Annotated in this window: 16 protein-coding genes; 7 read left to right on the forward strand and 9 right to left on the reverse strand. The window is 36.6% G+C overall.

Annotated features, from left to right (window positions below):
• Positions 1-16: 16 nt before the first annotated feature.
• The 3 genes from WG904_RS07480 (at position 17) to WG904_RS07490 (ending at position 4,609) form a co-directional block, all read left to right on the forward strand.
• Positions 17-2,413: an outer membrane beta-barrel protein gene (locus tag WG904_RS07480; RefSeq protein ID WP_339578689.1), complete on the forward strand. Its 2,397-nt coding sequence runs from the start codon at positions 17-19 to the stop codon at positions 2,411-2,413.
• Positions 2,414-2,619: 206 nt separating this feature from the next.
• A complete protein-coding gene (locus tag WG904_RS07485; RefSeq protein ID WP_339578690.1) occupies positions 2,620-3,693 on the forward strand; it encodes a PA0069 family radical SAM protein in 1,074 nt (357 codons plus the stop codon).
• A gap of 34 nt (positions 3,694-3,727) precedes the next feature.
• Complete coding sequence (locus WG904_RS07490; protein WP_339578691.1) at positions 3,728-4,609, forward strand: ATP-grasp domain-containing protein; 882 nt, start codon at positions 3,728-3,730, stop codon at positions 4,607-4,609.
• A gap of 159 nt (positions 4,610-4,768) precedes the next feature.
• Here the strand turns inward: WG904_RS07490 and WG904_RS07495 are convergent, their stop codons facing one another.
• A complete protein-coding gene (locus WG904_RS07495) occupies positions 4,769-7,306 on the reverse strand; it encodes an ATP-dependent Clp protease ATP-binding subunit (RefSeq protein WP_339578692.1) in 2,538 nt (845 codons plus the stop codon).
• Between the two features lie 284 nt (positions 7,307-7,590).
• The gene (locus tag WG904_RS07500) at positions 7,591-8,754 is read right to left on the reverse strand and encodes a DUF3095 family protein (RefSeq protein WP_339578693.1); all 1,164 of its coding nucleotides are present in this window, start codon (positions 8,752-8,754) and stop codon (positions 7,591-7,593) included.
• A gap of 242 nt (positions 8,755-8,996) precedes the next feature.
• Here WG904_RS07500 and ettA point away from each other — a divergent pair, with 242 nt between their 5' ends.
• Complete coding sequence (gene ettA, locus WG904_RS07505; RefSeq protein ID WP_339578694.1) at positions 8,997-10,676, forward strand: energy-dependent translational throttle protein EttA; 1,680 nt, start codon at positions 8,997-8,999, stop codon at positions 10,674-10,676.
• A 190-nt stretch (positions 10,677-10,866) separates the two neighbouring features.
• The gene (locus WG904_RS07510; RefSeq protein ID WP_339578695.1) at positions 10,867-11,253 is read left to right on the forward strand and encodes a response regulator; all 387 of its coding nucleotides are present in this window, start codon (positions 10,867-10,869) and stop codon (positions 11,251-11,253) included.
• On the opposite strand, the gene WG904_RS07515 is transcribed toward WG904_RS07510, so the two are convergent.
• Together WG904_RS07515 and WG904_RS07520 are read right to left on the reverse strand one after the other, a co-directional pair.
• Entirely contained in the window at positions 11,254-11,478 is a 225-nt protein-coding gene (locus WG904_RS07515) for a DUF1456 family protein (protein WP_339578696.1), read from the reverse strand.
• Positions 11,478-12,785, reverse strand: a complete 1,308-nt coding sequence (locus WG904_RS07520; RefSeq protein WP_339578697.1) for a DEAD/DEAH box helicase — start codon at positions 12,783-12,785, stop codon at positions 11,478-11,480. Before WG904_RS07520 ends, WG904_RS07515 begins: the two co-directional genes overlap by 1 nt.
• Before the next feature lie 154 nt (positions 12,786-12,939).
• On the opposite strand from WG904_RS07520, the gene WG904_RS07525 reads away from it, so the two are divergent.
• Complete coding sequence (locus WG904_RS07525; protein WP_339578698.1) at positions 12,940-13,413, forward strand: ribonuclease H-like YkuK family protein; 474 nt, start codon at positions 12,940-12,942, stop codon at positions 13,411-13,413.
• A gap of 58 nt (positions 13,414-13,471) precedes the next feature.
• Here the strand turns inward: WG904_RS07525 and WG904_RS07530 are convergent, their stop codons facing one another.
• Positions 13,472-14,509 (reverse strand): porin, encoded by a 1,038-nt coding sequence (locus tag WG904_RS07530; protein WP_339578699.1) that lies wholly within the window; start codon positions 14,507-14,509, stop codon positions 13,472-13,474.
• Positions 14,510-14,584: 75 nt separating this feature from the next.
• Complete coding sequence (locus WG904_RS07535) at positions 14,585-15,952, reverse strand: ammonium transporter (protein ID WP_339578700.1); 1,368 nt, start codon at positions 15,950-15,952, stop codon at positions 14,585-14,587.
• A gap of 336 nt (positions 15,953-16,288) precedes the next feature.
• Here WG904_RS07535 and WG904_RS07540 point away from each other — a divergent pair, with 336 nt between their 5' ends.
• Positions 16,289-16,756, forward strand: coding sequence for an SRPBCC family protein (locus WG904_RS07540; protein ID WP_339578701.1), 468 nt, complete (start codon positions 16,289-16,291; stop codon positions 16,754-16,756).
• A gap of 62 nt (positions 16,757-16,818) precedes the next feature.
• On the opposite strand, the gene mnmL is transcribed toward WG904_RS07540, so the two are convergent.
• From mnmL to WG904_RS07550, 3 genes are all read right to left on the reverse strand, one after another.
• Positions 16,819-17,772, reverse strand: coding sequence for a tRNA modification radical SAM protein MnmL/YtqA (mnmL, locus tag WG904_RS07545; RefSeq protein WP_339578702.1), 954 nt, complete (start codon positions 17,770-17,772; stop codon positions 16,819-16,821).
• An 85-nt stretch (positions 17,773-17,857) separates the two neighbouring features.
• A complete protein-coding gene (locus WG904_RS19615) occupies positions 17,858-18,073 on the reverse strand; it encodes a GxxExxY protein (protein ID WP_431844418.1) in 216 nt (71 codons plus the stop codon).
• Positions 18,074-18,174: 101 nt separating this feature from the next.
• Complete coding sequence (locus WG904_RS07550) at positions 18,175-19,590, reverse strand: APC family permease (RefSeq protein ID WP_339578703.1); 1,416 nt, start codon at positions 19,588-19,590, stop codon at positions 18,175-18,177.
• Between the last annotated feature and the right edge of the window lie 196 nt (positions 19,591-19,786).

Here is a 19,786-nt window from a genome sequence, read left to right on the forward strand (position 1 = left end):
TTTCTTTCTAAATTTAATGATCTTATTTATTGGATTAAATACGAATTCATTTGGCCAATCCACATCCTTTAAACTTAAGGGAAAAATTAGTAATGAAGATCAACAAGGTTTAGCGAATGCGTCCGTTTATTTGGTAGATGTCTCCTTTAAACCTAGTGTTAAAACGCTGTCCGATTCTAACGGGAATTTTGAAATAACATCCTCTCTATCAGGAGACTATATACTAATGGTTAGTTATAAGGGGTATGAGGATTATCAATCCTCCATTTTTAAACTTGCAGATAAGAATTTTAAAATACAATTAGTTCCTATTTCGCTTAAATTAAATGAAGTAAAAATTGAAGGCTCAAAAAAAACAATTGAAATTGAAGGAAACACCTTAATTTATACTGTAGCAAATAGCATTAATGCTCAGGGTGGAAATGCTTTGGATGCATTAAAGCTGGCACCTGGGGTAATGGTCGACAATAATAATGCTATTGCCTTAAACGGAAAACAAGGCGTTCTAATCTTACTTGATGGGAAACAAACTTATTTATCGAGCAAAGAAGTTGCAGATTTGCTTCGATCAATCCCAGCAACTTCGATTAAATCTTTCGAAATTATGAATAGTCCTTCGGCTAAGTACGATGCTACTGGAACTTCAGGAATCATCAATATAAAGACCACAAAATCGCCACTCAAAGGTTTTAATGGAAGCATAACTACAGGTCTTTCTTATGGAGTAAGTATAAAGCAAAATGAGGATTTATCTTTTAATTATAGAAAAGACAAATTCAATATATACGGCGGTTACAACCACTTTTTTGGAAATTATTCTTATCTGTATGGTTCAGACCGTATTCAGAATGCAAAAAGCATTGGTAGTTTTACTGACGATACCGATAAGCGAAAAAAAATAGGTTCTCGGCTAGGTTTCGACTACAATCTTAATGCTAAACATACAATCGGTTTATTGGCTAATGGGAACTTTATTTTTGGTGGGGGTATTACGAGAACAAGCACGGATATTGATGTACCTAACTCTTCGATGTTAAATCAAACGCTCGATGCAGTGAATGATTACTACCACCAAAATACCGAACGGTATAATTTTAATTTAAACTATAAGTTTGAAGATACGCTTGGTCATATTCTGAATATCGATGCAGATTACGGCTATTATGAAAAAGCATCGGGGAATCTCCAATCTAATCGCTACACAAATAATCAAAATGTTCTCTTAATGCAAAATAATTACCGCACGTTAAATGGAGCTGCTGTAAACCTAAAAGCAACAAAATTAGATTACACCACTAATTTTTGGGGTGGAAAACTAGAGTCAGGGGCAAAATTTTCAGATATTTCAACCAATAATCACACAAAATTTCTCCATCTTTTAACTAGGAAAGACAGTTTGGATGAACGAAGAACCAATGATTTTAACTTTAACGAAAACATAACTAGTGGATACGTAAATTACCGAAAAAGCATAGGAAAATGGAGCTTTCAAGGTGGTTTGCGCTTAGAACATACCGAATCGGAGGGTGCATTAACCTTTAGGCAACAACAGCAGGATGCAGTAGAAAATAGTTTGAGAAAATACACCAATTTATTTCCTTCCTTTAGCGTGTCTGTTAAACCTTCGGCTAATCAAAATCTTTCGTTGAGTTATTCGAGGCGGATAGATCGACCTGCTTATAGCGATTTAAATCCCTTTGTGTATTTATTAGACGAACTCTCTTTTTGGCAGGGGAATCCCTTTTTGAAACCGCAGTTGAGCCACCGATTCGCTCTCCTTTATACCTACAAAAGTTCGACCATTATCGGCCTAAATTTTTCGCATACTAATCAGTACAGCACCAGTATTACCGATACAGTTGGCTTAGAAAGCATTGTAATGATCCCAAAAAATTTAGGGACACAGCAAAATATTTCATTAACATTAACGCAATTAGTTTCACCAGCAAAGTGGTGGGAAATGACATTTAATGGAACACTTTATCACATTCAGAATGAAATTGCATTTGACCAGTATAGAAATTTAAATCTTAAGCAATTGGCAGGAAGAATTAATCTTCAACAACGTTTTAAGCTACCTTATAAAATTAACGCTGAGGTAGTAAGTTCTGTAAATTCAAAGCGACTTTTGGGAGCGAATGAGATCATGCGGCCGACTAGTCAGGTCGACCTAGGTGTACAGCGAAATTTTATGAATAATAAAGCAACATTGCGCTTAGTGTTCAGCGATATTTATAAAGGGAGCAAAGGCAACTCCTTGCTAAACTTTGAAGGGTTTTACCTTCACAATTATAATTATTATGAAACTAGGCAGATCAAACTTAACTTTACTTATAAGTTTGCTCAAGGTTCGGCAAAAGGGCCAAGAACTCGAAATTCGGCCTTGGAGAACGAAAATGGCAGGATAAAGTAATAAGTTTTGCATTAAGAAGTTAAGGATACCGAAGTTCAATAGTCTTAAATGCCTTACTTGTTATGATTTATAATACCTTAGCAACCGAAAAATTCAGATATACACGGGTTAAACCTGCTGACCGGCAACAAGTTTCGTTCGTTCGTGGTAAAAAAATGTGGAAAACTTAGCTTTAATATTACTAATATTTTTAGCAATTTTAAACTATGGAGAAAGCGCGTAAAGATCAAGAAAACTATTTTAATGGCCGTGGTGCCCAAATAAATACAGCAAATAAATTTCTGAAGAATGCATTCGCCAAAGACCATGTAGAAGGGATAGACGATTGGGAGGAAGAAAATGGGCGCACTACTTATATTATCGGTAAATCGAAATCAATCGCTAACAAAGTCGATAGTCCGGATGTGGGCATGTGGTATTCGCTTAACCCGTATCAAGGTTGCGAGCATGGCTGTATTTATTGTTATGCCAGAAATTCTCATGAATACTGGGGTTTTAGTGCTGGCCTCGATTTTGAAAGAAAAATCATCGTAAAGCAAGATGCTCCTCAGCTTTTTAAAAAATTCTTAGAGAAAAAAACATGGGACGCTACCCCCATTTCATTGTCGGGCAATACCGATTGTTATCAACCCGCTGAGCGCAAATTTAAATTAACACGGCAGCTTTTAGAAATTGCCTTGGCCTATAAGCAACCTATTGGCATGATTACCAAAAATTCTCTGATTCTGAGGGATTTAGATATTTTACAAGAATTGGCAAAATATAAGTTAGTGATGGTATATGTGTCGATTACCAGTTTAGACGAAAAGTTAAGGCTAAAAATGGAGCCAAGAACAACTACCGCAAAGCAACGTTTACGAATTATAGAAGAATTGAGCAAAGCAGGTTTGCCGACAGGGGTGATGACTGCCCCAATGATTCCAGGATTAAATAGTCATGAAATCCCATCGATTTTAAAAGCTGCAGCAAATAATGGTGTGAAGAGTGCGGGCTACACTATAGTTAGACTAAATGGCTCAATCCATGAACTATTTAAGGATTGGCTTCAAAAGAATTTTCCTGATCGCTTTGATAAAGTCTGGCACCAAATTGAATCATGTCACAATGGAAAAGTAAATGATAGTAAATTTGGCATAAGGATGCGTGGCGAGGGTAATTTCGCTGAAATGATACGAGAAACGTTTAAGCTTCATTGCAAATTAAATGGCCTTAATATCGAGCAAATTACCTTAAATCGAAGTTTATTTAAAGTTCCAAAAGCACAGGTAAGTTTGTTTTAAATTAATTATTACTTTTGAACTCAAGACCAGCAGAATGAATATTGCACTAGTAACTTATAATGATAATGGAGCTTACCACAATCAACCTGTAGAAAATGAAGACGACATTCTTATAAATTATCTTAGAGTTAAAGGGTTAACCACTGAGAAAGCTGTTTGGAATAACCCTAGTGTAGAATGGGAAAGTTACGATGTAGTAGTCCTCAAATCGCCTTGGGATTATTTTAATTTGATCGACGATTTTTATCAATGGTTAAAGAATTTAGAAAATAAGAAAGTAAAACTTATTAATCCGATAGCGACGATAAAATGGAATGCTGATAAGCATTACTTACAAGATATTGAAAACAGTGGGTTAAAAATAACCCCTTGTATTTTCTTCGAAAGCGGGAATAATGTTAACCTTAACGAATATTTCATTAAATTTAATGTAGATAAATTAATTATAAAGCCAGCAGTTAGTGGTGGATCAAAAAATACATTTAAAGTAAATAAGGATAATATAGAAGTCGTCAATAATCAACTGCATTCTTTATTAGCAGTAGAAAGTTTTATTGTGCAACCTTTTTTAAAGGAAATCGAAGAAGATGGTGAATGGTCGTTAATATTCTTTGGCGGAAAATTTAGTCACGCTTTAATGAAAAAAGCCAAACCTGGCGATTTTCGTGTTCAAAATGTTTTTGGAGGTACAATTCATCCTCAAGTACCCCCCATACATTTAATAGAAAAAGCACAGGAATATGTAGATCAATTTGCGAAAGAATGCTTATACGCAAGAGTAGATGGCGTTATCGTTAATGAGCAATTTTTATTGATGGAGTTAGAACTGATAGAGCCATTCTTATTTTTGGATACAACTAAAGAAAGCTTGGAAAATTACTACCAAGCTTTATTGAATTTTATAACATCGGCTTAAAATTTACTACCTATTTTTGTTCCGGAAGCCTAAGCAAGTAAAGGTTATTTTTAATCAAACTCAACTACGTTGAGGACTGCTATCCTACAATAAAAATAATAATCAATTAAAAAAAGGGCCTTTCAAATGATGAAAGGCCCTTTTTTATGGCTACAAATATTATGCACCTTCTTCTTTTTTCTTCTTTTTACCCGTGCTTTTATTTGCTACCGTGATTTCTTCCTTTTCTTTATCGAAATCAATTTCTAAAGTGTCTCCGTCATGAATTTCACCTTTCAAGATTTCTTCGGCAATTGGATCTTCAAGGTATTTCTGAATGGCACGTTTTAACGGACGAGCACCAAAATTACTATCAAAACCTTTGTCGGCAATAAATTCCTTAGCCGCATCCGTTAATTTCACTTCATAGCCTAAAGTATGTACACGACCAAAGAGCGATTTCAATTCAATATCGATAATTTTGAAAATTTCTTCTTTGCCCAGGCTATTAAACACCACTACATCATCAACCCTGTTTAAAAACTCAGGAGCGAAAGCACGTTTTAACGCATTTTCAATCACGCCTCTGCTATGTGCATCGTTCTGGCTAATTTTTGCTGAAGTAGAGAATCCAACACCGGCACCAAAATCTTTCAGTTGGCGTGCACCGATATTCGATGTCATGATGATTATCGTATTTCTAAAATCTACCTTCCTGCCTAAACTATCTGTTAATTGACCTTCATCTAATACTTGTAACAAGATATTAAAAACATCGGGATGTGCCTTTTCAATTTCATCAAGCAAAATTACAGCGTAAGGTTTTCTGCGTACCTTTTCAGTTAATTGACCTCCTTCTTCGTAACCTACATACCCTGGAGGCGCCCCTACCAAACGCGAAACAGCAAATTTCTCCATGTATTCGCTCATGTCTATTTGAATTAGCGAATCATCACTATCGAACATAAAACGCGCCAATTCTTTTGCAAGTTCTGTTTTTCCAACACCGGTTGGACCTAAAAATATAAACGATCCAATGGGTTTTTTAGGATCTTTTAGTCCAGCTCTAGTACGTTGGATTGCTTTCGTTAATTTCTTGATAGCATCGTTCTGACCGATAATTTTCTCTGCTACCGTTTCGTACATATTTAACAGCTTAACACTATCGGTTTGACCAACACGTTGCAAAGGAATACCAGTCATCATCGAAACCACTTCAGCTACATTATCTTCGCTAACTTCGTAACGTTTGGTTTTGGTTTCAGCTTCCCATTGTGCTTTTGCCTGATCCAATTCCTCTAATAAATTTTTCTCAGTGTCGCGTAATTTGGCAGCTTCTTCGTATTTCTGACTTTTTACTACTTTGTTCTTTTCAATCTTAATATCTTCGATTTTATTTTCGATCGTAATAATATTTTCCGGAACATGAATATTGGTTAAATGCACTCTAGAACCTGCTTCGTCTAATGCATCAATTGCTTTATCGGGTAAGAAACGATCCGTAATGTATCGTGAAGTTAACGTTACACATGCATTAATTGCCTCCTCTGTATACGTAACACCATGATGATCTTCGTATTTTTCTTTGATGCGGTTTAAGATTTCGATGGTTTCGTCGGGCGTAGCTGGCTCTATCATCACTTTTTGAAAACGACGGTCTAATGCTCCGTCCTTTTCAATATATTGACGATACTCGTCTAGCGTTGTTGCGCCAATGCATTGTATTTCGCCCCTGGCCAAAGCGGGTTTAAACATATTCGAGGCATCTAATGAACCAGAAGCACCACCTGCGCCAACAATAGTATGAATTTCATCAATAAATAGAATAACGTCAGTAGATTTTTCCAACTCATTCATTACCGCTTTCATGCGTTCCTCGAACTGTCCACGGTATTTTGTTCCGGCCACCAAGGAGGCTAAATCTAGTGTTACCACACGTTTGTTGAATAATACTCTCGAAACTTTACGTTGCACAATTCTCAAGGCTAAGCCTTCGGCAATGGCCGATTTACCAACGCCTGGTTCACCAATTAAAATTGGATTGTTCTTTTTACGACGCGAAAGAATTTGTGATACGCGCTCAATTTCTTTCTCGCGACCAACAATTGGGTCTAAGCGCCCTTCCTCAGCTGCACGAGTTAAATCGCGACCGAAATTATCGAGTACAGGAGTTTTCGACTTAATGTCGGATACCTTTTTTGGTGTACTGAAACTTTCTTCCTCATTAAAATCGTCGTCGCTACCCCCTGCAGTACCACCGCCTTGTGCCTCATCTCTAAAGCCATTTTTGTTTACCTCTACTTCTTGTTTAAAGATTTCGTAGGTAATACTGTATTGCAATAGAATTTGAGACGCAATGTTATCATCGTCTCTTAAAATAGACAACAACAAATGCTCAGTTCCAATTAAGTCACTTTTAAAAATCTTTGCTTCCAAATAGGTGATTTTTAACACCTTTTCGGCCTGTTTGGTTAACGGAATGTTACCTAAATTAACGGTAACACTCGACGTACCGCGTACGGCTTCTTCAATTGAACGGCGAAGCTTAGAAGTGTCTACTCCTAATGATTTTAAAATTTTGATGGCCATACCATCACCTTCGCGAATAAGCCCTAATAATAAATGCTCAGCGCCTATATAATCGTGTCCTAATCTCAGGGCTTCTTCCCTGCTAAAAGAAATCACGTCTTTTACTTGTGGAGAAAATTTCGCTTCCATAATCTGTGTGTAAACGGGACGACTCTAAACTATAAATTACTTTTATAAATACGGTCTCCCAATATCCATATTTTATCAACAATTACGCCATTTTGGTGAATAAAGCGGTTCTTGTCTTACTTATTAATTTACGTAATACAATATAATAAAGGTTTTTGGCTTAAAAAATTATTGTTCATGATTAATTAAAACCTTTTGTCGCTTAATTGTAAGGTTTTCTGAAGAGATAATAACTGCCAATTTGCTAGGAAATATATGGTTTTTAAAGCAATTATGACAGGAAGCTAATTAGCTAGGTAATCAACCAATTTTGCTTTTAACATCTTCGCCGCTTGGGTATACCCACCATCTGCCCCATCTACAAAATGGATATGGTCGTCTTTAAGATCGCGCACATAACAAGACATTACCGAATCTGAACTGATATAAAGGCCGTATAGTATTTCACTATTTTTCTCCAATTCATCAAGAATACCAACCAATTTCATGCGTTGTTGCTCATTTCCGCAAATTACTGTATTGATCTTGCCATCTAACACCAAAGTATCGGACGTTTCGACCAATCGATTTAAATATTTTTTTCCATTGGAAGTTAAAAAATAAACTGGCCCGAAAGAATTGATCAGCCAATTGCGAACAAGCTCTAAAAATTTAATCTTCCCTATTCGAACGCTCAATTCGGTACGCATACGACGAAAAGTACTGTTAAATTTAAGCTTGTCGACAGAAATGGGTTGTCTCTTTTTTATTCCACCATAAATTTCATCAATATGCTTCATCACCTTACTAAAGGATTTAGCTTGATTTTCAATTTTTGGAGAAATTACCAAGAGGGTAATTACTTCATTGACGTTTTCTGGCGGTGCAATTTTATCCCATCTACATTGCATTCCATTTAAATCAAGCTCTTCAATCAAATCTTCTTGCTTAGTTAAAGCATAATCTTCTGCTTTTATTACGTTTTCGGCATAACTTAATCCATTGCCTAAAACCACTGGAATAGAGAAGAAATCACTAATGGCGAATTTGCTGATATGGATATGATGGCCCGCATCATACACTTGAGACACTGCAACCGTACCTACCCGCAAGTCTATATTGAAGTTTTGTAAGGTATTTTTTCTAAAAATAGTTAGCTTTTTCAAGGCTAATTCTATTAAGATCGAAGGCATTATAAAGGTAGCACCATCACCACCAAAAAAGAAAGGTATTGGGATTTTTGCTTTAAAAGCTAAGTTGAGAACTGCCACAATGCTTCCTGTGGCGATAAAATTCACCGTTTCGTTAAATCCATCGGCAACTGCAGCGGTAGAACCTTTAATGTCGGTTATCACCACATGCCAATCTGCCGGAACAGCACTAAATGCCGAATCTTTAAGTAACAACTTGCTTAGCTCAATTTGAGTAATCGGTAACTTCTCGTAAAAATTATGGTTGTTTTTAGACATGATTGAACCTGTTAAGCTAAAGATTTAAAATTAAGCATTATTTAGTGTAGTGTACTTGTTATAATCATGCCTTTATTTTGACCATAACCTAAAGAATTCAAATCGATTTAGAAAAATGTCAAGTTTATTGTACATTTAAGTAAAATGTATTTTACTTTTTGTCAATTTTATTTTACACTTTTAGGCTTACTTCCGTTTTCCATCTTCCATATTTACCGTTATCTTTGTATAAATACTAAATTATGGCTGACGAGAAAATAATCTTTTCAATGGCAGGGGTAAGCAAGATCTACCCGCCGCAAAAACAGGTGCTAAAAAATATCTATTTATCTTTCTTTTATGGCGCTAAAATCGGCGTTGTTGGTTTAAATGGCTCTGGAAAATCATCACTATTAAAAATTATCGCTGGTTTAGATAAATCATTTCAAGGAGAAGTAGTTTTTAATGCGGGGTATAGCGTGGGCTATTTAGCGCAAGAGCCCATACTCGACGAAAGTAAAACCGTTCGTGAAGTGGTTGAAGAAGGTGTTTCCGAAATTACAGCCATCTTAAAAGAATATGAAGAAGTAAATGAGGCATTCGGCTTGGAAGAAAATTATTCGGATGCTGATAAAATGGACAAATTGATGGCTCGCCAGGGTGAGTTGCAAGATAAGATTGATGCCGTAAACGCTTGGGAGTTAGATACCAAATTAGAACGAGCAATGGATGCATTGCGTTGTCCTGAGCCAGAAACCTTAATCGGGGTACTTTCTGGAGGCGAACGTAGAAGGGTGGCCATGTGCCGCTTATTACTTCAAGAGCCAGATGTATTATTACTGGATGAGCCTACGAATCACTTGGATGCTGAAAGTATCGATTGGTTGGAGCAGTTTTTACAGAATTATAAAGGTACTGTTATTGCGGTTACACACGATAGGTATTTCTTAGACAATGTAGCGGGGTGGATTTTGGAGTTGGATCGAGGTGAAGGCATCCCTTGGAAAGGAAATTATTCGTCGTGGTTAGATCAAAAAGCAAAACGCCTTGCGCAAGAAGATAAAACAGAAAGTAAACGCCAGAAAGCCTTAGAACGGGAGTTAGAATGGGTACGTATGGCACCAAAGGCTCGTCACGCTAAATCAAAAGCCCGTTTGGCCAACTATGATAAATTAGCATCCGAAGACGGAAAAGAGCGTGAAGATAAATTGGAATTGTTTATTCCGGCCGGTCCGCGTTTAGGAAATGTGGTTATTGAAGCGAATGACGTTACGAAAGCTTATGGAGATAAAATTTTATTCGAAAACCTTACTTTCTCATTACCTCCAGCGGGCATTGTTGGAATTATTGGCCCCAATGGCGCTGGTAAAACAACTTTATTCCGTTTAATTACTGGGCAAGAACAACCCGATAAAGGCACATTTAGAGTGGGAGAAACCGTTGCATTAGGGTATGTTGACCAAATGCATAACGATTTAGATGCTGATAAAACCGTGTACGAAAACATAACTGATGGTTTAGATAACATCCAATTAGGAAATAAAGCTGTAAATGGGCGGGCTTATGTGTCGAAATTTAACTTTAACGGAGGTGATCAGCAGAAAAAAGTAGGCATCTTATCTGGTGGCGAAAGAAACCGTGTTCACTTAGCCATTACGCTTAAAAAAGGAGCAAATGTTTTGTTATTGGATGAGCCTACAAATGATATTGATGTAAATACCTTACGCGCATTGGAAGAAGCCTTAGAGAATTTTGGTGGATGCGCAGTGGTAATTAGTCACGATAGATGGTTTTTAGATCGCATTTGCACACATATTCTCGCTTTTGAAGGCAACTCAGAAGTTTATTTCTTTGAAGGAAATTATTCTGATTACGAAGAGAATCGGAAGAAACGACTGGGTGAGGTAACGCCACATCGAATTCGGTATAAAAAATTAGTGTAGGGCTTGTTGCTTTGACAAAGTTTTAGACATGACGCATAGAACTTTTGTGAAAGCTAAAGCGGTTAATAAATTATTTTACCACAACTTTAACAAAGTTCTAAACTTTGTTAAAGTACCGTTGTTATATAATAATTAAGACAATATTATATATTTGCTTTACAAACAAACCATAATCACTAACTATATGCCGATGAAAATACTAGTAGTAGACGACGATGATGAAGTATTAGAAACCATTCAATTGATTTTAGAAATCGGCGGTTACGATGTTGAACCGTTAGATAATGCTGAATTAATTTTCGAAAGAATTGAAGAATTTGAGCCAGATCTAATTTTATTAGACATTGCACTTGGAAAAATTGACGGTAGAGTGGTGTGCAGCCAGCTTAAAAGCCAGTACGAAACCAGAAACATTCCAATATTAATGATGTCGGGCCTATACGATTTAAACGAAGTGAAAAGCATGGAGTCTGCTCCAGATGATTTTATGGAAAAACCATTTAAAATGGATGTACTATTAGAGAAAATCGAAAAATTGGTGAATAGAGTAAAAGTGCCGAGGCACGATATTAATTAGCTAGCTTTCTCTCGGTCCTCTTTTATAAATAACCAATCCATTTAAAAAGTTGCGCAAAATCTGATCCCCGCATTTTTTAAAATTAGGGTGTTCATCATTTCTAAAAATATCTCCAAGTTCACTTTTGGTAACGGTAAAATTAACCAATTTGCAGATTTCTATAATTTGATCGCTATTTAAGGATAAAGCTACCCTTAATTTTTTCATAATATCGTTGTTACTCATTACATTGCTGTTTCTATTTTAACTTTTTTATTCTTTATCCGTTCGTTTACCAATTTGCTAATTACATTTAACGCTAATTTACGTTTTACGGCAACGTAGGAGGCTTGATCTTTTACTTCAATTAACCCAACATCATCCTTTTGCAAGCCGCCCTTTTTAAGCAATAAACCTACAATATCGATTTTATTTACTTTATCCTTTTTTCCTGCACTAATGTATAAGGTTTGCCAAACGCTATCTTGAGGCAATTTATAAGGCCCTTTCAATTGCTCGGTTTCGATATCCGACTTTAAAAAAGGATATTTTTCTTCATCGGTAATAATCAAATACGCCGTTCCCTTTGCGTTCATCCTTGCCGTTCTCCCATTACGATGTAAAAAAGCATCTTCGGTATAGGGCAATTGATAATGGATGATGAATTCTACTTCTGGAATATCTAAACCTCTAGCAGCGAGATCAGTGGTGATCAAAATCTTAATACTCCCATTCCTAAATTTCAATAATGCCCGCTCCCGTTCATCCTGCTCCATCCCCCCATGAAAAATATCATGCGCTAAGTCTTTATCAATCAACAAATCACTTATTCGATCTACCGTTTCGCGGTGATTACAGAAGATCAAAGTGGTTTTACTGCCAATTTTACAAATCAACTCGAACAAAGTTGATAATTTATCTTCAGCAGTAGTCTGTACTCTTTTTAATTTTAAGTCGGGCGCAATTTGCACATCTTTTAAGAAATCGATTTCAATCGGATTTTTTAAACCTGTAAATTCAGGGATCTCATCCATCGCCGTTGCCGAAGTTAAAATTCGTTGTTTTAACGATAATAATTGCCTAATGATGTAAGACATATCGTCGGTAAACCCAAACTCTAATGCTTTATCAAATTCGTCCAATACCAAAGTGGTGATGGTTGATTCATCGAAATTTTGATGGCGCAGATGATAAGCAATTCTACCTGGGGTACCAATAAGTACTGAAGGAGCTTGCTCTAGATTATTACGCTCTGTTTTTATAGGGTGACCACCATAGCAACAATTCACTTTAAATCCAGTGCCCATTTGCTTGAAAACCTGCTCTATTTGCAAAGCGAGCTCGCGGGAAGGAACTAGAATAAGGCATTGAACACCTTTCACGGCTTTCGTTAGATTATTGAGCACCGGCAATAAAAAGGCTAAGGTTTTACCTGAGCCCGTAGGTGCCAACACCAAAATATCATTTCCCGTCTTTGTAGCCAAAATTGCCGCCTCTTGCATGGCATTTAGTGCAGTAATTTTTAAATTGTCTAATACGGACTGGGTTATCATGTTGCAAAGGTAAGAAAATTTACCTCAACCCTAACCTGTTGATAACCAATAAAATGTTAGCAAATAAACAACACGGATTTAACATTATTATCATCTTAAGCACTTATTTTTAGGAAACCTGATTACGGATTGACAACCTTAACACCAATAACGTATGACTTGGAAAAAATTTAGCGGCGAAATTATCCATTCGTCTATTTTAGAAGAAGTAGAACAAGCGATTATCCGAGAAACAGAAAAGGGCTACAAGCTAAAAGTTTGCATAGGCACCGATTCTCAAGTAAAAGGTGCTTTAACAGATTTTGCAACGGTAATTGTATTGCTTAGGGAGCATCATGGGGGCTTTATGTATATTGCCCAAGACAAAACCACTCAGAAAATGGGCATTAAAGAACGAATGTTGGTTGAAGTTCAAAAATCGATAGAAACCGCCTATTCTGTATGCGACCTTCTAGATTTGTATGATGTAGATTTGGAAGTACACGCCGACATTAACACCAATCCGATGTTTAAATCGAACAAGGCACTTAATGAGGCGATGGGCTACATTTTAAGTATGGGATTTATTTTTAAAGCCAAGCCCGAAGCATTTGCCAGCTCTACCTGTGCCGATAAGATGGTACATTAGGGAGCATGCAAAACCCCGACCAAGATCGGGGTTTATGATATATATCCTTAAATATGAACTAGAAACTATAAACTGCCGCTAACGAAAATTGCGACGCCGATTTAGTTGCTAAACCATTTTTCATAAAGCTCTGTGAAAAATCTTTATCTCCATCGAATCGAATTTCTGGAATAAAGGTTAATCCACCAGATTTAATGTTACCCGTTAACGTAAAAGAAGTTACACTGGCATCAGGAGCTGCACCCACACCTTTGATCTTAAACCCCTCACCTCTAATTCCTAATGCAAAACTAGGTGTGAACGCATATTGAGGATATACTGCTACACCAGAATAACCGCCATTATCTTCAGAAACACTATAATCGGCAGCATTTAATCCTAATTTAAATTTCTCAGAGATTTGATAAGCGGTAGTTAAATCGACGATTGTTCCTGTGCCTGCAGCGCCTGCTGAATAGCCCGACAAGAAATTAAGATAAGCTGTCCACCCTTTAACTGGCGCAACGGTTAATTGAGCTCCAAAATGAGAAACCCCATTAAAATCTTGGTAAATATTCCAATCGTTAAACAAGCCCGCCATTAAGGTAACTTTATCTGAAAATACATAAGAGGCTTTGATCCCTGCATTCTGGAAAGGGCCAGAACCAAATAAATAAGAAGTAGAATAGTTAAAGTTTGCAGCTGGAGAAATTACCTCATACCCAACAAATGTACCCATGTAACCTGCAGTCATGCTAAATTTATCAGAAAATGCATAGCTTACATATAGGTTTTGAATGTTAAAACTATTGGTTTCTTCGTCATAACCACCTGCAGCATTCGGGATAGATTGCGCCTGACCTCTTGGTCCAAACGATAGTTCTCCAACAAATGATGCTTTACCAGTTGTTTTCTTTAAAGCAAGATCGATCATACCAATCGAAACCGAATTGTGTTCGTTTGCAAAATAAGTTTTAATGTTCGACGCTTTGTTAAAATCGTATTTCCAATAGGTATCAACCGAACCTGATAGTTGTAAAGGAGAAGGAGCAGCATCCTGAGCGACAGCAGCAGTACCAAAACCTAAGGCAAGACAAGAGAGTATGAATTTTTTCATATTAAATTTTTTAGTTTGAGTGGTTATAGGTTAATTGAAGAGCTGTTCAAGCCCGTAGGCCTGAACAGTAAAAATTTATACGTTTGGAACTTCTTGGCCGGCAACAATTAAGGTCCCTTGAGTGTATTTTTCGTCGTGTTGACTTGCATCCAATCCTTCTTCTTCTTCTTCAGCACTAACTCGAATTGGTTGTACGAAATTGATTAATTGGAAGACGATGAATGATCCTACAAAACTGAAAGCCACAACAATTAATGCACCTTTTAATTGAGTAAAGAAGAATTCTGGGTTACCATATAATAAGCCATCCGCACCCGCACTATTTACAGTTTTAGTTGCAAATACGCCAGTTAATAACATCCCAACAATACCGCCTACACCATGGCAAGGGAACACATCTAACGTATCATCAAGACTAGTTTTTTGTTTCCAAGAAACAACTAGGTTAGAAATTACTGCAGCAAACGTACCAATGAATATGCTCGAGGGAATACTTACAAAGCCTGCTCCGGGGGTGATGGCAACTAAACCAACTACCGCACCGATACAAAATCCTAAAACCGAAGGTTTTTTTCCTCTTGCCACATCAAAGAACATCCAAGATAAACCTGCTGCACCTGCAGCCGTATTGGTAGTAATAAATGCTGAAACAGCTAAAGCATTTGCACCTAAAGCCGAACCTGCATTAAAGCCAAACCAACCAAACCAAAGTAAACCTGTGCCTATTAATACATAAGGAATATTTGCAGGCGGAACTTCGGCATGCTCAAGGTGAGATTTTCTACGTTTTAACACTAATGCCCCTGCTAACGCCGCCATACCTGCAGAAATGTGAACTACTGTTCCACCAGCAAAATCTAATACACCCATTTTAAATAGGAAGCCATCTGGGTGCCATGTCCAATGCGCCAAAGGCGAATAGATAAAAATAGCAAACAAAACGATGAATAAAATATACGATGTAAATTTGATGCGCTCAGCAACCGCACCCACTACTAACCCAGGGGTGATAATTGCAAACATTAATTGGAATACAGCAAACAATGACAGCGGTACAGTTGGTGCTAAACTCCATGATGGTCCAGAATTTACGCCCTGAAAGAATAAAAATGTTGTTGGATTTCCAATAAACCCTCCTATTGAGTCGCCAAAAGCAAGGCTAAATCCTACAACTGTCCACAATACCGTAATTACTCCTGCAGCAACTACACTTTTAATCATGGTAGAAAGTACGTTTTTGCGATGAACCATCCCTCCGTAAAAGAATGCCAAACCTGGAGTCATCAAGAATACTAGTGCAGATGCAATGAGTACAAATGCAATATCTGGTCCGCTATATTTTCCTTCATCGAAATTAGGAAGTAGAGGAATAAAAAGAGCTAAGATTGCAATCACTATTAATACTGCAAATGGAGCCCATTGTTTAAATAGAATTTTTGCCATAAATTTTGTTTTTATTGTTTGATTTTTGATTAATTATCTAAATTTATAAATTATAATTCAATAATCGATAAAAATTTTAATAAAAAACTGTAATTTTTATCAAAAAAATCAAATAAAACACTAAAATTTAGATAAAAAACAAAATAAATATCAAAAAATAACAAAACGAAAGACAGTTTTTTAAATAATTATCATTTTTTTACTGTTTTTTATAATTTTTTATAATAAAATCATAAAAAACAATAAAATTAATCTTCTGCTACGCTGAAAATCTTTTACACCGTACATCTCGTATATTTATTGGCTCATTCGATGAGCCTGACTTATATTTATATCATGAAATCGTACCATTTAAAATTTCAACAGAATTTGCCACTTTCACTTACTGAAGCTTGGGATTTTTTCTCATCACCACTAAACCTTGCTAAAATTACACCTAGCGACATGGCTTTTAAAGTAACTTCTGACCTAAACTTGGAAGAGAAAATGTATCCTGGAATGATTATTACGTATAAGGTATCGCCAATTGCAGGTATTAATTTGAACTGGATGACCGAAATTACCCAAGTAGCGCACGAAAAGTATTTTATAGACGAGCAACGTTTTGGTCCGTTTAAATTCTGGCACCATCAGCACCACTTTAAAGCGATAGCGAATGGAGTAGAGATGACCGATATACTAACCTACGGCTTGCCCTTTGGATTTATTGGAGAAATAGCCCACGATATTCTGATAAAAAAAAGATTGAAAGAAATATTCAATTTTCGGGAAAAGAAAACGATCGAACTGTTTGGACAATTTTAAGTCTTGAGTTCGAAGTTGTGCGTTTGGATACGTCGCGCTTGAAACTCCAAGCTCCAAACTAATTACTCCAAACTTAAGTAGGCCGAGCCTTGCACCACTCCCCTTCGCTCAATTTCCTTATCCATATAAGTCTGAATAGCCGATTTATTTAACCCCCAGTTTGGTGCGATTAGCAAATCCCAATCTGATATACCGAATAATCGCTGAATAACAATATCAGGACGCAATAAAGGAATCAATTCACAAAGCAAATCGGTATATTCTTCGAGCGTAAATAATTTAAAAGGATTTTTCTTGTATTTAGCACCCATGATAGACCCATCAACCACATGTAAATGATGAAATTTGACAAATTTAATTTGAGGAAAGCGATTGATTTCATGAATATACCCCTTCATCATCTCTCTCGTTTCCCAGGGAAAGCCGAAAATTGTATGCACACAAAGGTCGAGCGTTGAATTTTCGAGTAACTCAACCGCTTTTACAAATTCACCGTGACTGCAGCCACGATTAATTTGCTCTAAGGTTTCGTCATATATCGACTCCATACCCATTTCTAAATCCACATCAAAACGATCAGTATAGCTTTCTAATAAGGCAACCTTTTCGGCATCAATACAATCTGGACGAGTACCAACAGCAAAGCCGACTACATCTTCTGTGTTTACAGATAAAGCTTCGTCGTACATAAGCTTCAAATAATGCACGGGTGCATACGTATTGGTATTTGGCTGAAAATAAACAATGAATTTGTCTGCTTTATAAGAAGTTTTAGCACGTTGCATTCCTTCCAGTAGCTGATCTTTAATATTAGGATTTTTTCGAGAAGGCTCTGGAGTAAATGAGTCGACATTACAATAAGTGCAGCCACCGTAGCCTTTACTTCCATCACGATTTGGGCATGTAAATCCCCCGTCTACAATTACTTTAAATACGCGTTGACCTTTATATTTTTCACGGAGGTGCGTGCCGTAGTTTTTATAACCTTTTATACCTAAATCGATTGCCGTTCCCATATACATTACAAAAATACACAAATAGAGCTAGGATTTTTAAGATTATAGGATTTTAACATCATTACTTTTAAAAATGGCTAGTCGATTACCTTCCATGGTTTCTATTGTCATTATTTTTAGTATTATTAGTTGTTTTTTGGGTTAAGCTTTTGGCGCCGAAATTTATTAACAACAATTCCTCCCTTTCCAATTCTATTGCAAGTGCCTGCTGATAAATCACTTCAGAAAAGCCAGACCAAAGAACAGAATAGAGCTCCATGGTATAGCCTATTATTGAATGAATTAGCGCTTCATTTTGCATTTCATCAATATAAAAGAACAGAAAAAACAAAAGCCGGTTTTACCCGAATAAATCCGGATAAAATCGGCTCTGAGTTAGATGACTTAGAAATCCTAATCGTCCTAGCCTTCTTTTGGTTTTGTCAAGTAGTAAACTGGTATTCCAACTAACATAATTACCACACCCCAACCACAAGTACTCGTTTTAGTTATTAATAACGACACACAAATTGCAGTGGCAGCGATAATATATATAAAAGGCAATACTGGATAACCAAAAGCTTTGTACGGACGCTCGGCATTCGGCATTTTTCTTCTTAGAATAAAAATTCCATAAATGGTTAGAATATAGAAAATGATTACAATAATCATCACGTAATCAAGTAAATCGCCATATTTACCAGTTAAGCATAATGCTGATGCCCAAATGCACTGCGCCCATAAAGCCCAAGCCGGCACACTCGCTTCGTTTAGGTTTGCCGCTTTTTTAAAGAACAAGCCATCTTTAGCCATGGTATAATACACTCTCGAACCCGCCATAATCAATCCATTATTACAAGCAAAGGTCGAAATCATAATCATTACCGCGATAATAATCGTTCCTGTATTGCCGAAAATATATTGTGCGGCATCAACAGCTACACGATCTTCTTTTGCAAATGCAATTTCGTTTAGCGGCATCACTGCCACATACATTAAGTTAGCCAACACATAAATCACACTTACAATTAAAGTTCCCAAAAACAAGCTTAATCCGACATTACGTTGTGGATTTTTAATCTCTCCAGCAATAAAAGTTACGCCATTCCATGCATCGCTACTAAAGAGTGAGCCAACCATTGAGGCTGCTATTCCGGCAGCTAAGGCAGTTCCACCAATACTAATCCATGAAGCTGTGGGCGCATCGAACATTTTCGAATCCCATGCATTTGCCCAGTTAGCGTCCCAAACAGCTGAGCTTGCACCTAGCGTAAATCCGAAAATTATTAATCCAAATAAAGAAAGTATTTTTATAATGGTTAAAAATGTTTGCAGCGATTTACTGTTTTTAACTCCTCTACTATTTATATAGGTTAATAATAGAATGGTAAAAATAGAAACCAATTGAGCAGCATTTAGTTTAAACGAGCCCACTTCATATAGGATGTTCTTTTCGCTCACGGCAGGGATCAGATATGCTGTAAACTTAGAAAATGCAACCCCAACCGCAGCAATAGTACCGGTTTGAATTACCGCAAAAAAGCTCCATCCATATAAGAAAGCGATTAATTTATTGTAGGCCTCTTTGAGATAAACGTATTGCCCACCTGCTTTTGGAAACATGGCGCTTAATTCTCCATAACTCACTGCAGCAATCATGGTAATTATTGCTGTAATTACCCAAATTAAAATTAACCAACCTGCAGACCCAACTTGTCTGGCAATATCGGCACTCACAATAAATATCCCAGAACCAATCATAGAGCCCACTACGAGCATTGTTCCGTCGAATAATCCCAGTTCTCTCTTAAAAGACCCTTCTTCTTTTTGGTGTTCCATCTTCTTTTAGTTTTTTAGTTTGGTTTTTAGGTTTATATTGGGCTAATATATAGTAAATAAGGATTAAAAAAAATAGCCCTAACGAATGCTAGACGCACATATTGTGGGAAAGCATAAAAATGTTAATAATCATTTACATAAAAATTTGATTATTAGCGAAACACGCTTATTTTTGCAACCCTTGTATTATTTTTAT

The sequence above is a fragment of the Pedobacter anseongensis genome, from assembly GCF_037482965.1.
GTDB lineage: Bacteria > Bacteroidota > Bacteroidia > Sphingobacteriales > Sphingobacteriaceae > Pedobacter > Pedobacter anseongensis.

Excerpts from the sequence above, each read along its gene's own strand:
- WG904_RS07480 (WP_339578689.1), top strand. The coding sequence starts at position 17 with ATGATCTTATTTATTGGATTAAATACGAATTCATTTGGCCAATCCACA.
- WG904_RS07485 (WP_339578690.1), top strand. The coding sequence starts at position 2,620 with ATGGAGAAAGCGCGTAAAGATCAAGAAAACTATTTTAATGGCCGTGGT.
- WG904_RS07490 (WP_339578691.1), top strand. The coding sequence starts at position 3,728 with ATGAATATTGCACTAGTAACTTATAATGATAATGGAGCTTACCACAAT.
- WG904_RS07495 (WP_339578692.1), bottom strand. The coding sequence starts at position 7,306 with ATGGAAGCGAAATTTTCTCCACAAGTAAAAGACGTGATTTCTTTTAGC.
- WG904_RS07500 (WP_339578693.1), bottom strand. The coding sequence starts at position 8,754 with ATGTCTAAAAACAACCATAATTTTTACGAGAAGTTACCGATTACTCAA.
- ettA (WP_339578694.1), top strand. The coding sequence starts at position 8,997 with ATGGCTGACGAGAAAATAATCTTTTCAATGGCAGGGGTAAGCAAGATC.
- WG904_RS07510 (WP_339578695.1), top strand. The coding sequence starts at position 10,867 with ATGAAAATACTAGTAGTAGACGACGATGATGAAGTATTAGAAACCATT.
- WG904_RS07515 (WP_339578696.1), bottom strand. The coding sequence starts at position 11,478 with ATGAGTAACAACGATATTATGAAAAAATTAAGGGTAGCTTTATCCTTA.
- WG904_RS07520 (WP_339578697.1), bottom strand. The coding sequence starts at position 12,785 with ATGATAACCCAGTCCGTATTAGACAATTTAAAAATTACTGCACTAAAT.
- WG904_RS07525 (WP_339578698.1), top strand. The coding sequence starts at position 12,940 with ATGACTTGGAAAAAATTTAGCGGCGAAATTATCCATTCGTCTATTTTA.
- WG904_RS07530 (WP_339578699.1), bottom strand. The coding sequence starts at position 14,509 with ATGAAAAAATTCATACTCTCTTGTCTTGCCTTAGGTTTTGGTACTGCT.
- WG904_RS07535 (WP_339578700.1), bottom strand. The coding sequence starts at position 15,952 with ATGGCAAAAATTCTATTTAAACAATGGGCTCCATTTGCAGTATTAATA.
- WG904_RS07540 (WP_339578701.1), top strand. The coding sequence starts at position 16,289 with ATGAAATCGTACCATTTAAAATTTCAACAGAATTTGCCACTTTCACTT.
- mnmL (WP_339578702.1), bottom strand. The coding sequence starts at position 17,772 with ATGGGAACGGCAATCGATTTAGGTATAAAAGGTTATAAAAACTACGGC.
- WG904_RS19615 (WP_431844418.1), bottom strand. The coding sequence starts at position 18,073 with ATGCAAAATGAAGCGCTAATTCATTCAATAATAGGCTATACCATGGAG.
- WG904_RS07550 (WP_339578703.1), bottom strand. The coding sequence starts at position 19,590 with ATGGAACACCAAAAAGAAGAAGGGTCTTTTAAGAGAGAACTGGGATTA.